This window comes from Hymenobacter swuensis DY53 (assembly GCF_000576555.1).
Lineage (GTDB): Bacteria > Bacteroidota > Bacteroidia > Cytophagales > Hymenobacteraceae > Hymenobacter > Hymenobacter swuensis.
Genome location: NZ_CP007145.1, coordinates 2,516,611 through 2,531,162, shown reverse-complemented (window position 1 = coordinate 2,531,162; position 14,552 = coordinate 2,516,611). Strand labels below are relative to the sequence as shown.

Below are 14,552 nucleotides of genomic sequence, written 5' to 3'. Positions count from 1 at the left end.
CGAATGCTTCAGGTTGGTCAGGCCGTTCTACTTCCATAAGCGGACGTCAGCACGAGGGCGGAAACGAGGGGGTGGCGCAAGCCCGAATGCGGTGCTCCTAAGGCTGCAAAAGCGGCTCTGAAATGGGCTTCGTGGGCCGGTTGGTTGGTTGCTGGGCTGGCTCGCCAGCCCGCGCCGGCGGGGTTGCGGGCGTCGGCGCTGGTGGTACTGGAGCTGATGAAACTGACGCGGGCTCCCGCAGGCGGCTGACCAGCTTGTGGGCTTCCACGGCCCAGAACACCACGCTCGACACGGCCAGCGTGAGGCCCAGCTCCGGCCAGGTCAGCGGCTCGGTTCGGAACAGGTCGTTGAAGAACGGTACGTAAATAATCAGCAGCTGCAGTCCGAAGGTGAGGGTAAGCGCGCCCAGCATGGGCTTGTTGGCAAACAGCCCGATGCGAAACGCCGACTCGTGGCGGGAGCGGACGGTGAAGGCCAGCCCCAGCTGCGAGAAGCACAACACACTGAAGGTCATGGTCTGCCAATGCGTACCGGCCCCGTGAATGGCCCAGGCCTGCATGCCAATGGTAACCCCGCCCACCAACAGCCCAACCCACACGATAAACCAGCCCAGCCCATCGGCAAAAATGGTCTGTTTCGGATCAATGGGCGGCCGTTTCATGCTGTTGGGCTCCGAGGGCTCGTAGGCCAGCGCCAGCCCGGGCAGACCGTCGGTTATCAGGTTGATCCAGAGGATGTGAATGGCCAGCAGCGGAATGGGCAGCCCGAACAAGGGCGCGAAAAACAGGGTGCAGATTTCGCCCGCGCTGCCAGCCATGATATAGCGGATAAACTTGAGGATGTTGCCGTAGATGCGGCGGCCGTGCCGCACGGCCTCCACGATGGTGGCGAAATCGTCGTCGAGCAGAATCATGTGGGCCGCCTCCTTAGACACCTCGGTGCCATTGATACCCATGGCAATGCCGATATCCGCGTTTTTGAGCGCCGGGGCGTCGTTTACCCCGTCGCCGGTCATGGCCACGAACTGGTGCCGGCTTTGCAGGGCGCTAACGATGCGCAGCTTCTGAGCCGGATCTACGCGGGCGTACACCCGCACCTGTTCCACCAACTCGGCAAACGCAGGCTCGTCGAGCTGGGTCAGCTCCTTGCCGGTCAGCACCAGGTCCTCACCTGAGGTAATGATGCCCAAGCTTTCGGCCACGGCGCGGGCCGTGAGCTGGTGGTCGCCGGTAATCATGACGGCCGTAATGCCCGCCGCTTTGCACTCGGCCACGGCTTGCCGGGCCTCGGGACGGGGCGGGTCGAGCAAACCCGCGAAGCCCACGAAGACCAGACCGGTTTCGATGGTGGCCGACGTGATTTCAGCGGGCAATTCGGGCAGCAGCCGGGCGGCGTAGCCCAGCACCCGGTGGCCCTGGCCGGCCAGCGCGTCCACGCGGCGCTTCAGGTCGGGAATACCGGCCTGCTGGCTGGTATCGAGCTGCGCAAACAAAGAGCCCACGGCCCCTTTCGTGACGACCAGGACGCCCTGCGGGGTTTGGTGCAGGGTGCTCATGCACTTGCGCTCCGAGTCGAAGGGCAGCTCGGCAAGGCGCGGAAACCGGGCTTCGAGGGCCGCGCGGCTGTGCTCCTGTTCGGCGGCGTAGCGGGCCAGCGCCACCTCGGTGGAGTCGCCCAGCCACTGGCCCTGGTCATCCTGGGTGGCATCGGTGTTCAGGGCCATGGCCGTGAGCAGCCCGTGGCCGTCTTCAAGCACGGGCAAGCGGAAATCCGGAACCTCAAACACTTCCTCCACTGTCATCTTGTTGAGGGTGAGCGTGCCGGTTTTATCCGTGCAGATGTAGGTGACCGAGCCCAGCGTTTCCACGGCCGGCAGCTTGCGGATGAGGGCGTGGCTGTCCACGAGCCGCTTGGCCCCCAGCGCCAGCGAGATGGTTACCAGCGCAGGCAAAGCCTCGGGCAGCGCAGCAATGGCCAGCGAAATGGATACCAGCAGCAGCTCGCGCAGCGGCTCGCCCCGTAGCCAGCCCACCGCAAAAAACAGGGCGCCTACCACCAGCGCTGCCACCGCCAGCCGCTTGCCCAAAGTGGCCAGTCGCTTTTGCAAAGGCGTACTGGTTTCGGCAGTTTGAATGAGGGTAGCAATCCGGCCCAGTTCGGTGTGCATGCCGGTGCCCACCACGTAGGCCGTGGCCCGCCCGTTGGTCACGAAGGTGCCTTTGAAACCCAGGTTCAGCCTGTCGCCCAGCGGGTAGTCGCCGGCGGGCAGCGGGGCCGGGTCCTTCTCCACGTTCGTCGATTCGCCGGTCAACGACGACTCATCCACCTTCAGGGCGTGGGTTTCGATAAACCGGAGGTCGGCCGGAATGATGTTGCCGGCTTCGAGTAGCACCATGTCGCCGGGCACCAGATCGGCGGCGGCTACTTTCGCCGCTTGGCCGTCGCGCAGCACCTGGGCCTGGCTGGCCGCCATCTTCTGGAGGGCTTCCATGGCCTTTTCGGCCCGGTATTCCTGCAGGAAACCGATGACGGCGTTGACCACCACAATGGCCAGGATGACATAGACGGATTTCCACTCGCCCATCAGCCCCGATACCCCGGCGGCGGCCAGCAGCACCAGAATCATCACGTCGAGCAGTTGGTGCAGCACCAGCTGCCCGATGGTTTTCCGGTGGGCGTCGGCCAGTTGGTTGGGGCCGTGCTCGATGAGCCGCTGCCGGGCCGTGGGCGTGGCCAGGCCGGCCGGCGTGGTGCCGAGCAACCGGGCAGCTTCTTCAACGGGCACAATGTGGTAGTCCATCAGGCGGGGCTTAGGGCGAAAACAAGCGGCGTCAGGCCGTCAGGCCAAAGCTAGCCGCCGCTGCCCGGGTGCCACACGACGAAAATCACCGGCGTGGGTGAGCTTTGTCAGGGTGGACTAGTGGGGCCGTTGTTTGTTTCCGCCGGCCGGGCTACCAGCGGGCGTGGCGCAGCTTCTCGGGTTCCAGCACCCGGATGTTGCCGGGCGTCAGCTCAATCAGGCCATTCTTCCCGCTCCTCCACCCGGTCCGCCAGCAGCCGGATAAACTGCTGGCTGACCTCGGCGTTGCGGTGCAGCAAGTGTGCGAAATCGTCCTTCGGAATATACACCAGCGTCGTATCATCCACAGCCACGGCCGAATCGGTGTGGGGCGTGTGGGCCAGTACGGATAGGTAGCCGAAGAACTCGCCCGGCCCGAAGAGCCCCGTAATCAGCTCCTTGCCGCCGTCGGTGACTTTGCTGGTTTTCACCCGGCCGGTCTGCACGAAGTACACCCGCGCGGCCTCGTCGCCTTCCAGGTAGATATCCTGCTTTTTGCGCACAAGGTGGCTTTTGCGGTCTACGGCGAGCTGTTCGAGCTGCCCCCCGGCGCGGGCATCGTCCAGAAACGCGCCCAGGCTACTCTCAGGCTGTAGGTCGTAGTCGGGCTGCAGGTGCTGAAAGCGGGCCAGGCGGCCGGTAATGGCGCTTAGCAGCTCGGCCTTGTCGAAGGGCTTGGTCAGGTAGTCATCGGCGTCCAGCGTCATGCCCTTACGCAGGTCGGTGCGCTCGGTTTTGGCGGTCAGGAAGATGAACGGTACGCCAGCCAGCTGCGGGTGCTGGTTGAAAATCTGGAGCACGCCGTAGCCATCGAGCACCGGCATCATGATGTCGCACAGCACCAGGTCGGGCTTGGTGGTCAGGGCCTGCACCACGCCCAGCTGGCCGTTTTCGGCCGTCTGCACGGCGTAGCCGGCCAGTTCCAGCAGCTCGGCGGTATTCTCGCGGATGGGCGCGTCGTCCTCAATCAGCAGAATGGTTTTCATATGGAATGGTGATGGTGACGGAAGTGCCCACGTTCAGTTCGCTGTGCAGGGCGATAGTACCGCCCATCAACTCCAGGTACCGGGCAATGATGTAGAGGCCCAGGCCGGTACCGGGCACGGTGCTTACGTTGCGGGCCAGGAAAAACCGCTCAAACAAATGCGCCTGGTCTTCTGCCGAAATGCCCACACCCTGGTCGGCCACGCTCAGCCGGAGCCGGTGCTGGTGGCAGTCGGCCTGCACCGTCACCACCGTGCCCTCAGCCGAGTATGTAAGCGCATTGGACAGCAGGTTTACCAGAATTTTGCGCAGCAGCGACGCATCGAGCCGGAAGGTATGCGGGCACTGTACCTGCCACGCAATGTGCTGGCCGGCTTTGAGTAGGGACTGCACGTCAGAGGTAGTTGCGGTGAGCAGGGCCGTCAGGTTGCAGTCGGCAGGCTGGCTCTCAATCTTGCCTTCCTCGATGCGGCCCACTGATAGAAACTCTTCCAGAATATTGTTCAGCTGCTTTACTGAGGTCTGAATGCGCTGCACGTGCTTGAGGCGCTGAGGCTGCTGCCGGGTTGTGGTATAGTCGGCAATCAGCTCGGCGCAGGTGAGCACGGCCGTGAGCGGGGTACGGAACTCGTGCGAGGCCATGCTCACGAAGCGCGACTTCAGCTCGCCCAACTCCCGCTCGGCAGCCAGGGTCAGGGCCAGCTCGCGGCGGCGCTTCTCCAGCTGTTCTAAAGTGGTGAGCAGGGCGTGGGTGCGGTCGGCCACCTTTTGTTCCAGGTCGGCGTTGAGGCGGGCCACGCGCTGATGCTGAGCCATCAGCTCCTGCTCAGCGGCTTTTTTTTGGTGAGGTCGAACACGTAGGCCACCACGTAAAGCTCTTCATCCAGGTGAAAATAGCTCAGGTTGACTTCCACCGGAAACGCTGAGCCGTCCTGGCGTTGGCCCCGAAACACGCGGTGGCTACCCATGCCGCGCACCTGCGGGTGGGCGTTGAAGGAGGCGCGCAGCTGCTCGTGGTGGCGGCCGGTGGCCTCGGGCACCACGAGCAGCTGCGCGCTGGCCGAGCAGCTCGTCGGTGGAGTAGCCGAACAGCTGTCCGGCCAGCTGGTTGGCCGACACAATGTCGCCGGCTTGGTCGCAGACGATGATGCCGAGCGTGGCGTTGGCAAACACGGCCTCGAAGCGCCGCTCACTCTGGGCCAGCTCCCGCTCCGCCTGTTGCAGGCGGCGCTGCTCCACCAGGCGAATCATGAAGAACGGCGTGTCGGCGGTTTCACAATACGCCAGCTCGACCCGCGCCCAGAATGCCGGACCAACGTAGCGCCGAATCTTAACTTCCACCGCCGCCCGGCCCGTGCGCCGGGTTTGCTCGTACAGGGCCTGCCACTGAGCGGCGGTCCAGGGTAGCGAGGGTAGGGTACGGCTGGGGTCGGCAAGCAGCACCTGCTCGGAGGGGTAGCCCAGCAGGCGTACCCCGGCGAGGTTCACGCCCGTGAACCAGCCCAGCGCCGGGTCATAGACGCCGACAAACTCCTGAGCCTGGGCGTAGAACAGGTCGGCAAAGACGTGGGAGTCGGGAGTCACTGGGTATCAGATAGAAAAAGCGGTGTGCCGGCCAGGCCGCTAAAGGTGCGCATTAATTCGCCGGGCCAGGGTGACAAAAATCAGCAACGCGTCTTGCAGCCGTCATTCGCCCGGACGGCGGCCCCGGCTACTTTTGGCTTGCTTCTCTTCTTCCGGCTTTATCCCCTCGTCCCGTGCTTGTTCCTGCTCCCTCACTGCTGGCCGAAGCGGCCGCCGTGTTGGTGCTGCTGCCCAACACGGCGGCCGGATTGGCTTCCCTGGCTGCTCTCGATGACCCGTGCCGGTACGCCCCAACCAGAGCCAGCAACGCCAGTAGCATCATCGGAAACAGGAGCGTCAACATGAGGAATAAAGAGTAAGGCCTTGGCGGGGCCGGTGAGGAAAAAAAGAGTGCTGTGAAAGTGCAGCTTTGGCCCGGCGTATCCCATGACGCCCATCGGGTAAGCATATAACTTTCATCACCTAACCCCCGCTGAAATAGCAAAAAAAAGCGGCCGGACCGTTTACAGCAGTCAACGGCCAGCGGGGGAGTGTCAATGGCTTTTCCGCCGGTATGCACCCACCGGGTAGTGGGGTTTTCCGCAAAGGCTGTGCGGCCGTTCGGAACATATTGCCGAGTGACGTGGCTAACCTCACCAGCACGAGCTACCCCGAGGCCAACCTGCTTACCAGGAATTTAATATATTGATTTTCTGATTTTTGGCTGAGCCAAGCAAGGCGTGCCCTTCCGGGCCCCGTGGCGGATGTAGGAATCCAAAACGTCACTCCTTGGTTGAGCAAAATTTTGCTCAACCAAGGAGTGACGTTGGAAACCAACCTTATCGGGTTGTTTCTACTGTCTGGATTATCGCTTTTTGCAATTTTTCCGGTTCATCTTTATGTATTTGATGACCGGAATTTTCAAAGAAAACCAAGCCCTTCCTCGGGGCTTTGAGGTCCTGGAAATAGTTCTGTGTAATGAGAGCCGATGTTTGAATATCGTTTTTGCCAACGAAGAAATAAATCGGGCATTTAACCTTCTTCAGCGTTTTTGGCAAATCAATAGTCATTACTTCGTTCCACACCGGTGACCACGTTTCGGACCACGTAAGAAACCCTTTTTTGAACTCCTCACTGGCTGCATACTTCTTGCCTTCCTTATAAAAAAGCCACTTCCTGATGTAGAACAGGTCTTCATCCTTTTCGAAAGGAATGGATACGCTCAGCAACTCCTTGCTGGCCAGTGGATGTCCTTCAAAATGAGTTCTTAGGATGGCCAGCAATTCCTGCTCGCTTGCTAATTGACTAACCACTGGGTTCACGGCGAAATACGCATGCAGGAGGTCAGGATGCTTTTCGACCATATAAAACCCCAAAACATTTCCCCAGGAGCTACCCAGCAGGTAGACTTTTTTCTGGTTCAGTTCCTTGGTCAGAAACCGGATGACCTGGTAGGTGTCCGTTTCCATCTGGGCAACGGATGGCTGGGTGGGCGACGGGTTTAAGGCTAGGGTTTTCCCCGCATCCCGCTGGTCCCACTGGACAAGGGTGAACTTGTCTTTTAAAAGACCGGTAAAGTTGTTCGCAGTGGGTATCATGGAGCTGCCGGGGCCACCCGATAAAAACAACAGCACCGGCTTGTTCGAGTCATCCGTTTTGATTTGCAGCACCTGCTTAATTCCCCCAATCTCAAGGGTTAGCAGGGTGTCAATCTGGCGCGAAATAGTCACAGCCATTGCTTGCTTTCTATTCTGTGCTTTACCAGCATAAAAGTGGAAAAGGATGGCTAGCAGGATGAATAGGGAGGTCTTTTTCATGACAGGGGGCGGTTTGTTTGGTGAAATTATCCGCAACCGTTGGGGATTGCCGATGATGGAAAAGGATAGTAGCTTCCAAGTGGCTACTTAAAAGCCAACGGGTTATCAGCTGCTTATCAAGGGAACTTAGTAGGCTGATGGATAGGCCGCGAGCAACTCAATTGCGGTTGCTGCTCTTGGCCTGCCGCACGGCTTGCCCGTCTTGCAGGTTGAAGCGGTAGGCGAAGCTGAGCCGGTAGCGGGCGGCGTTGGGGCTGCTGACCTGGTTGAACTCGTAGTTCTCGCCGGTGGTCCGGGTGCGCTGCTGGTCGGAATTCAGCACGTTGGTGGCGTCCAGCACCAGGGTGGCTTTGTCGCGCAGCAGGTTCTTGCTCAAGCCCATGGCGAGGGTGTGAATGGCCAGGGTCCGGGTCTGGGCATTGCGCTGGACCCCGGTAAAATTGTAGCGGCCCTGCACGCCAAACTTCGCCGGTAGCTTCACCTGCGCACTGAGCCGGCCGGTCAGCACCTGGCCCGAGAAATTAAGGTTGCGCTCCTGGTAGCGGCCCTGCTGGGTGAAGGTGTAGCCGTTGAGCGCGGCGTTCAGCGGCAGCCACGGCACGGGTGTATACTGCACCGACAGCTCCAGGCCCCGGCGGATTTCTCGGCTCAGGTTGATGGGTGAGCTGATGAACGTGCCCGCCGCGTCGCGGGAAACATACGTCTGGATGAAGCCCGTATTGCGCTGGTAGTAGACTGCCGGACTGAACGTAACCGCGCTCCAGTGGCGCAACAGGCCCAGCTCCACCACGTCGCCGTACGACGGGTTCAGGTCGGGGTTGCCTACGTACTGCGCGTTCAAATCCGTAAGCTCGTTGAAAGGGTGGAGCATCCATAACGCGGGCCGGTTGATGCGCTTGCTGTAGTTGAGCCGGGCCGTGGTGCTCTCGCCAAACTGGTAGCTCAGGTTGAGGGTCGGGAACAGGCGGTCGTAGCGTTTCTGGTTGTTGTAGGTGCCTTCACGGTCCTGAACCGTGATGCGGGTCAGCTCGGTGCGCAGGCCCAGCAGGTAGGAAAAGGTTTTGGTTTTGCTGCCCAGCTGGGTATACGCGCCGAGAATGAGCTCCTGGTAAAGCAGCTGGTTGTTGATGCCCCGGAAGATGGCCCAGTCTGGCCCCAACTGCTCTTCGGCCAGGAAGTCGCTGCTCACCCGGCGGCTTTCGAGCTTAAGGCCGGCTTCCAGCAAGTACCGCGAACTAAGGGGCTGCACGAGGTCGGTCTGCACCACCAGATCCTGGCTGGCCCCCACCGAGCTGGTCCGGATGCCGGGCAGGGCCTGCACCACCGGAGTGGTGCTGCTCGTGGCCAGCACCCAGTCTTTAGCGCTGTTCCAGAAGTCGTATTGCAGGTCGGCGGTGAGCTTGCGGCCGGCCTGGGCGAAGAGCCGGGTGTAGTTGACATCCAGCTGCTGGTAGCTGCGCCGTTCCCACGATTCGCCGGTGCGCACCAGGCTGCTGTCGGGGGTGCGGCTGGCGTAGTCGTATTGCAGCGTGGTTTTGTCGTGGTCCTGGGTGGCGTTTTTCAGGAACGAGGCCGTGAGGGTGTTGTGCTCGTTGAGGTAGTAGTCAAACCCGAAGTAGAGCAGGCGTCCGTCGTCGTGGCGGTTCTCGCGTTGCTGCTGGTGCAGGCGGGTCTGGTCGGTGGTCGGGCCGGTTAGCTGATTGGTGCTATAGCGGCCCACGTAGTCAGTCAGGCGCAGGGCGGCCGTGGCAAACACGTTGAATTTGCTGGACTTATAGCTCAGACTCGGATTTGCCCGCGTGTCGTTGGGCAGACCGCTCACCAGTCGGATTTGTCCGCTCAGGCCGCCCTTCCGGTTCTTCTTCAGCACAATGTTGATGATGCCGGCGCTGCCCGCCGCGTCGTAGCGGGCCGAGGGGTTGGTGATGACTTCGACCCGCTCTATCTGGTCGGCCGGAATCTGGTCCAGCGCGTTACTCTGCGTCAGGCCCGAGCGGCGGCCGTTCACCAGCACCGTCACGTTAGGGTTGCCGCGCAGACTCACCCCGCCTGCCGGCGTGACGGCCACCGATGGCACGCCGTTCAGCACGTCGTTGGCCGAGCCGTTCTGCGACAACACGTCCTTACCCACCTCAAACACCTTCTTATCGAGCTGCAGGCTGATGGCCGGCCGCTCGCCCGTCACCGTCACCTCGCCCAGCTGGGTGGCGTCGGGCATCAGGCGCACGGTGCCCACATCCAGCCGGCCCGTGCCCTTCGCCAGCGCCTGGCTGAGCGTCTGGTACCCGATGAACCGGAACTCCACCGTCACAGCCTGCGCTGGAATGCCATCCAGCCGAAACACGCCGTTCTCGTCGCTAATGCCGCCGGTCAGTAGCTTATCGGTAGCATCCTTCACGTTGACGGTGGCGAAGGGCACGGGCGCGCCGGAGCCGTGGTCCTGCACCTTGCCGGCCAGGGTACGGCCAGGGCCGACGGTGGGCTGAGCCTGGGCCGCCCCGGTCAGGAGCAGCCATAAACAGAGGTAGAGCCAGGTTTTCATGACCCAAGGTTAGGAGGAATCGGAGCGGCCCGGAAGCAAATTCATGCCAACGGCTCTATGCCCTCGCAAACGGCTGGAAAGTGCTGTTTGGCGCCTGCTACCTTTACCGCATGGTCCGATTCCTTTACTTTTGTCTGCTGCTGCTCACCCTGGCATCCTGCCAGTCGGAAGTGCGCTACACCCCGGCCGACGTCGTGTACCGCCCCGGCGACGACCCACGCTGGGCCGTCCGGGCGTACGACGACTCCCACTGGCAGCCGGAGCGCGGCCCTACCGGCCCCCGCGTATTCTGGGTCCGCACCTGGGTCACGCTGCACCAACGCAACCCCCGCACGCCGCTGGGCATGCAGGTCAATGCGTTCGGCGCGTTCGAGGTGTACTGGGACGGCGTCCGTATCGGCCAGAACGGCGAGCTGGCCACCGGCCGGCCAGCCGAAGTGCCCGGCACGGAAAGCAGCTGCTATTTGGTGCCGGATTCGCTGGCCCGGCCCGGCCGGCACCTCGTGGCCCTGCGCGGCACCCAGGCCTACCTGCCGGAGGATGAGCGCGGCACCTACGTGCATCTCGACGGCTACCTGCGGCTGCTGCAAGGCCCGCTCCTCGTCATGTCGTTCATGAACCTGATGGCCGGCGCCTTCCTCATTGCGGCCATCTACTACCTGTTTCTGCTGCTGAACAGCCGCCGAAAGGAGCCCGCCCTGCTGGTGTTCAGCGTCATCTGCTTTCTGTTTTTCGCGCTGCTCATTCTGGAGTACATCAAGTTCTACCTCACTATTCCCTATCCGCAGTTTTACCTGCGGCTGGAGGCTATTGGCTGGCTCACGTTCGCCATTTCCCTGCTGGTGCCGCTGTATTTCACCATCCAGTTTAACCTCCCGCGAAAAGGTCTGCTTGCCATGGGCATGGCGGCGGTGCTCCTGAGTATTTATGGCCTTCATCTGCATCAGTACGACCTCACGGCTAGGTACTTTAGCTACACCATGTGGCTGGCCTCGGTGGCGGTGGTGGTGGTGGCCATCATCCGGAAGGCCCGGGGAGCGGGCGTGGTGCTGGCCGGACTGCTGGCCAGCGCGGTGGTCAATTACTTCCTGTTCTATGATTCCGGTCTGTTTATCGGCTACATGCTGCTCGTGCTGTGCATGCTCTACCTGCACACCATCCGGGTGCGGGCCATGGAAACCGAGCACCAGGCCGCCCAACTGCTGTCGGCGCGCCTGAAGCTGGAGCTGCTCAAGAAAAACATTCAGCCCCATTTCATCAAAAACACGCTCACCTCCATGCTCGACTGGGTGGAGGACTCGCCCCGGGAAGGCGCGGTTTTCATCCATGCGCTGGCCCAGGAGTTCGATATTCTCAACGACATTGCCGAGGCCACGCTCATTCCCGTGAGCCAGGAAATTGCGCTCTGCCGTCACCATTTGCGGGTGATGCAGTTTCGCAAGGAAATCCGCTACGAGCTGGAAACATCCGGCATCGAGCCCGCCGACCTCATCCCGCCGGCCATCTTCCACACCGTGCTCGAAAACGGTATCACCCACAGCCTGCCCCTGGCCGATGGCAGCATCCGGTTCCGGCTTAGCTTTGAGCGCGCCGGCCAGCATCGGCACTACTCGCTGCTCACCTGCGCCCACCAACAGCCCGAAGCCGGCGACGGCCAGCCTGGCACCGGCTTCCACTACATCGAAGCCCGCCTGCGGGAAAGCTTCGGCAGTAGGTGGGAATTCCATTCGCATGCCGTGCCGGAAGGCTGGCTCACGTCCATCAAAATCGGCCCGGCCGCATGAACATTCTGCTTGTTGAAGACGAGGCCCGCATTGCCCGGCGCCTGGAGCGCATGACCCGCGACTACTTCGGTGCCCGGCTCGAAAGCCTGACCGTCTGCGATGCCCTGCCCGCCGCCCTGCACGCCCTGGCCACCGCCCCGCCGGCCTTGCTGCTGCTCGACCTGAACCTGAACGGCCAGGACGGCTTCGATCTGCTGAAAAGCGTGGTGGCCGGGGCTTTTCATACTATCATCGTCTCGGCCAACACCGATAAAGCCATTACCGCCTTCGCCCACGGCGTGCTCGATTTCGTGCCTAAACCCTTCACCGAAGAACGCCTCGCCCAGGCTTTCGCCCGCCTGACCACGCCCACCTCGCCGGCTCGCAAGTCCGAAAACGCCCTCCAATTCCTCGCGGTGAAGAAACAGGGTAGCTTGGTATTGATTGACATCAAAGACCTGCGCTACATCAAAGGAGCTGGCATTTACACCGAGCTGCACCTGCACAACGGCAGAAAAGAGCTGCACGACAAGTCTCTCGAAAAGCTGGCCCAGCTGCTGCCTGCCTCCTTCGAGCGCATCCACAAGTCCTACATCGTCTGCCTCGCGCAGGTCGAAAAAATCCTCGTGCAGGAAGGCAGCAGCTACCAGCTGCTGCTCCAAAATGGCGAGTTGCTGCCTATCGGCCGCTCCCGCTATAAGGAGCTGCGTAGCAAAATGGGCTAACCTGATTACTTTGACAAGGATACCGCTACTCCCCACTGGTAGAGCAGGCTAGCCGGACCCCGTCTAAATAGACGAGCAGGTACATGAAGCATGTTCTCGCCTTGTTTTGCTTCTGTTTACGCAGCGCGAGGAGCAAGTTTCCGGGCATTCCGGTAGTGAATAGAACAGCCTCCTGTCGGGGCTCTAAGCACTACTGCAGAATGCTCGGAAACTTGCTTTTTAGCAGGTAGATATGCTTAATTTGAAGAGATGTTAAATTCTGGAGGGGGCCTCAGGGGGAGCGTTTTCCACCAGATGCCGCCGCACTTCGTTTTTGTCCAGGCTCAGCGCTTCCACCACCTGTCATAGCTGCTCCACCGTCACGTCGGGGGCGCTTGGGATGCAGCCCGACACGTAGCCCTGCACCCGCCATAGTTCCCGCACGTCCCGGGTTTCCATCTCATAGGGCGGCCGGTTGGCGTTGTCCGAGAACAGGGTCACTTCCGTATCCGTGGCCCGCACCCGCGTCCGGATGCGTTTGAGCATCACCGAGGCCGCCGTTGCCACTATGTATACCTCACCCGGCTCCAGCAGCCGCAGCTCGGCCATCCGGCTGCAGACTACTACATCGCGGTGGTTGATAGTCGGGGCCATCGAGTCGCCCGAAACCTCAAACGCCTGGAACTCGCCGTGTTCGAAACCCGGCAGGCGGTAAGCATCGAGTTGCTTATAGTACGCGGCCTCGTGGTGGTGCATTGTGTAGCCTGCCTGGGCCGGAATCGGCACAAACAGTGTGTTTTGCTCACCCCGCTCGTTCATCGTGTCCATTACCACCGGGGCGGCCTGTGGTTGCGGGGCTGCAGCCGTCGTGCCACCGCGCAGCATTGGTCCCTTGCCCAACACCAGCCAGTCAGCCGCCACGTCCGGCCACCTTTCCAGGATGTCGTTGAGCGTGCCAAAGGAAGGGGCGGAGCCCTGCATGATGCCATGCAGCTTGCTGGTTGCCGCGTAGCCTAACTGCTTGGCCATGCTGTTGGTATTTAAGCCGTAGTGGGCCATCATTTCCTGTATTCTGGAAACAAGGGTTGTTAGGGAACGTAATGAAGCAAAAAATAGACAATATTATATATACAACTGTGCATAAGTGCGCTGCCATAGGTCGGCAGGATCAGGTAAGAGGCTGGGGCCTGCTGCCTTCGGACTGGTTGGCCTTATGTCAGGAAGTCGAGCAAAAGCATTCGTGGCTGGCCTCGTTACCTGCGGGCAGTCACTCCCTCTAGGCGCTCATTCAGGGCAAGGCTGACACCAGGCAACCACTCGGCCGACAGTTGACGCAGGCGCAGGGCGTCAAGGTGATGCAGGACCGCGTAGAGCTAGTGAGCAGTCTCGGCCAAGTTGCCGCGGCCCGAGCTCAGCACCACTTACTGGGCGGCGGGCAGGCCGAACAGCGGATCCTGCAGGGTGAGCGCGCCGGTGGTGAGGTAAGAGAAGGTTGCTACTTTCGTACCCGATGAAAAAACTATTCTATGCTATGAACTGCCTGCTGATGCTAAGCAGTTCGCCGTCGTGGGCCGTTGGAGAGGACCCATCCGTAATTATTGTGCGCAGCCTCGAAAGGAATGGGGCGAACAGCCGCTTGATCATCTATCGCAGCAAGGATAGGGTGGAAGAAATCGAATATCAGAGTGGGTTGAACGACAAGGGCATCCGCTCCACGGCAGCCGCCTATCAGCAAGTTGTTATGAAGCTCATGGGTGAAGGTTATGTGCTGCAAACAATGACTCACTCCGATCTGGAAGCTTCGTCCACCTTCATTTTCGTCAAAGCTCCCAAGCCCTGACCCCACCCCGTGAAAAAAGTATTCTATCTTCTAGGCTGGCTGCCGCGGTTGCGCCCTGGCCACCCCGGCGGCGGAATGGTTTGTAAGTGCTTCTTTGCCGTTGGGTTCTCTGATTCCGCCTATGCCTGCTTTCCACCCGCTGCTGCTCACTTTCCTGCTGGCCTTGCTGCCGCTGCTGGTGGGCTTCGCCGTCAACTCTGCCGCCCCGCACCCGCCCACGGCCGCCCGGGTTTCGGCCCGCTGTACCCGCTACTGCCATTACCACGCCTGCCTTCACGCCACGCCGGCCAACAGCCCGGCCTACTATCGGCTGCGCCCGCTCTATGAACTTTCTATCCGGGTGCTGGCGGCCGGTGGAGGCGGGGCCGCCTACGTGCTGGCCAACCTGCTCGTATTTCTGGTGGGTATCCCGAGGCCAACACTTGGGTGCTGCTGCTCCTGATTCCGGGGCTGCTGGCCCTGCTGCTGCTGGTGCGCGTCGGGCAACGCCTTCGGCTGCG

Annotated in this window: 13 protein-coding genes; 5 read left to right on the top strand and 8 right to left on the bottom strand. The window is 61.3% G+C overall.

The features are described 5' to 3' along the window. Positions 1-97: 97 nt before the first annotated feature. The 5 genes from HSW_RS12175 to HSW_RS24950 form a co-directional block, all read right to left on the bottom strand. A complete protein-coding gene (locus HSW_RS12175) occupies positions 98-2,800 on the bottom strand; it encodes a cation-translocating P-type ATPase (RefSeq protein WP_081768389.1) in 2,703 nt (900 codons plus the stop codon). A gap of 212 nt (positions 2,801-3,012) precedes the next feature. After that, entirely contained in the window at positions 3,013-3,825 is an 813-nt protein-coding gene (locus tag HSW_RS12170) for a response regulator (RefSeq protein ID WP_197031868.1), read from the bottom strand. Further along, on the bottom strand, positions 3,803-4,639 hold the full coding sequence (locus HSW_RS24770) for a sensor histidine kinase (protein WP_231501288.1): 837 nt from the start codon (positions 4,637-4,639) through the stop codon (positions 3,803-3,805). Before HSW_RS24770 ends, HSW_RS12170 begins: the two co-directional genes overlap by 23 nt. Continuing rightward, positions 4,639-4,863: a PAS domain S-box protein gene (locus tag HSW_RS24955; protein ID WP_262489381.1), complete on the bottom strand. Its 225-nt coding sequence runs from the start codon at positions 4,861-4,863 to the stop codon at positions 4,639-4,641. Before HSW_RS24955 ends, HSW_RS24770 begins: the two co-directional genes overlap by 1 nt. Then, the gene (locus HSW_RS24950; RefSeq protein WP_262489380.1) at positions 4,784-5,407 is read right to left on the bottom strand and encodes a PAS domain-containing protein; all 624 of its coding nucleotides are present in this window, start codon (positions 5,405-5,407) and stop codon (positions 4,784-4,786) included. The genes HSW_RS24955 and HSW_RS24950 overlap by 80 nt, the downstream gene beginning before the upstream one ends. Before the next feature lie 173 nt (positions 5,408-5,580). On the opposite strand from HSW_RS24950, the gene HSW_RS12160 reads away from it, so the two are divergent. Further along, the gene (locus HSW_RS12160) at positions 5,581-5,766 is read left to right on the top strand and encodes a hypothetical protein (protein ID WP_044002154.1); all 186 of its coding nucleotides are present in this window, start codon (positions 5,581-5,583) and stop codon (positions 5,764-5,766) included. Positions 5,767-6,225: 459 nt separating this feature from the next. Here HSW_RS12160 and HSW_RS12155 read toward each other — a convergent pair whose 3' ends face one another. Further along, positions 6,226-7,203 (bottom strand): alpha/beta fold hydrolase, encoded by a 978-nt coding sequence (locus tag HSW_RS12155; RefSeq protein ID WP_197031867.1) that lies wholly within the window; start codon positions 7,201-7,203, stop codon positions 6,226-6,228. 157 nt (positions 7,204-7,360) lie between these two features. Then, a complete protein-coding gene (locus tag HSW_RS12150) occupies positions 7,361-9,745 on the bottom strand; it encodes an outer membrane beta-barrel family protein (protein WP_044002153.1) in 2,385 nt (794 codons plus the stop codon). A gap of 110 nt (positions 9,746-9,855) precedes the next feature. Between HSW_RS12150 and HSW_RS12145 the strand changes: the two genes are divergently transcribed. Both HSW_RS12145 and HSW_RS12140 read left to right on the top strand, forming a co-directional pair. Continuing rightward, positions 9,856-11,529 (top strand): histidine kinase, encoded by a 1,674-nt coding sequence (locus tag HSW_RS12145; protein ID WP_052346385.1) that lies wholly within the window; start codon positions 9,856-9,858, stop codon positions 11,527-11,529. Further along, the gene (locus HSW_RS12140; protein ID WP_044002151.1) at positions 11,526-12,233 is read left to right on the top strand and encodes a LytR/AlgR family response regulator transcription factor; all 708 of its coding nucleotides are present in this window, start codon (positions 11,526-11,528) and stop codon (positions 12,231-12,233) included. Before HSW_RS12145 ends, HSW_RS12140 begins: the two co-directional genes overlap by 4 nt. Positions 12,234-12,575: 342 nt before the next feature. On the opposite strand, the gene HSW_RS12135 is transcribed toward HSW_RS12140, so the two are convergent. After that, positions 12,576-13,241, bottom strand: a complete 666-nt coding sequence (locus tag HSW_RS12135) for a S24 family peptidase (protein WP_231501287.1) — start codon at positions 13,239-13,241, stop codon at positions 12,576-12,578. A 481-nt stretch (positions 13,242-13,722) separates the two neighbouring features. On the opposite strand from HSW_RS12135, the gene HSW_RS12130 reads away from it, so the two are divergent. Beyond that, on the top strand, positions 13,723-14,052 hold the full coding sequence (locus HSW_RS12130) for a hypothetical protein (protein ID WP_044002149.1): 330 nt from the start codon (positions 13,723-13,725) through the stop codon (positions 14,050-14,052). A gap of 121 nt (positions 14,053-14,173) precedes the next feature. Next, on the top strand, positions 14,174-14,494 hold the full coding sequence (locus tag HSW_RS12125; protein WP_044002148.1) for a hypothetical protein: 321 nt from the start codon (positions 14,174-14,176) through the stop codon (positions 14,492-14,494). Positions 14,495-14,552 lie beyond the last annotated feature (58 nt).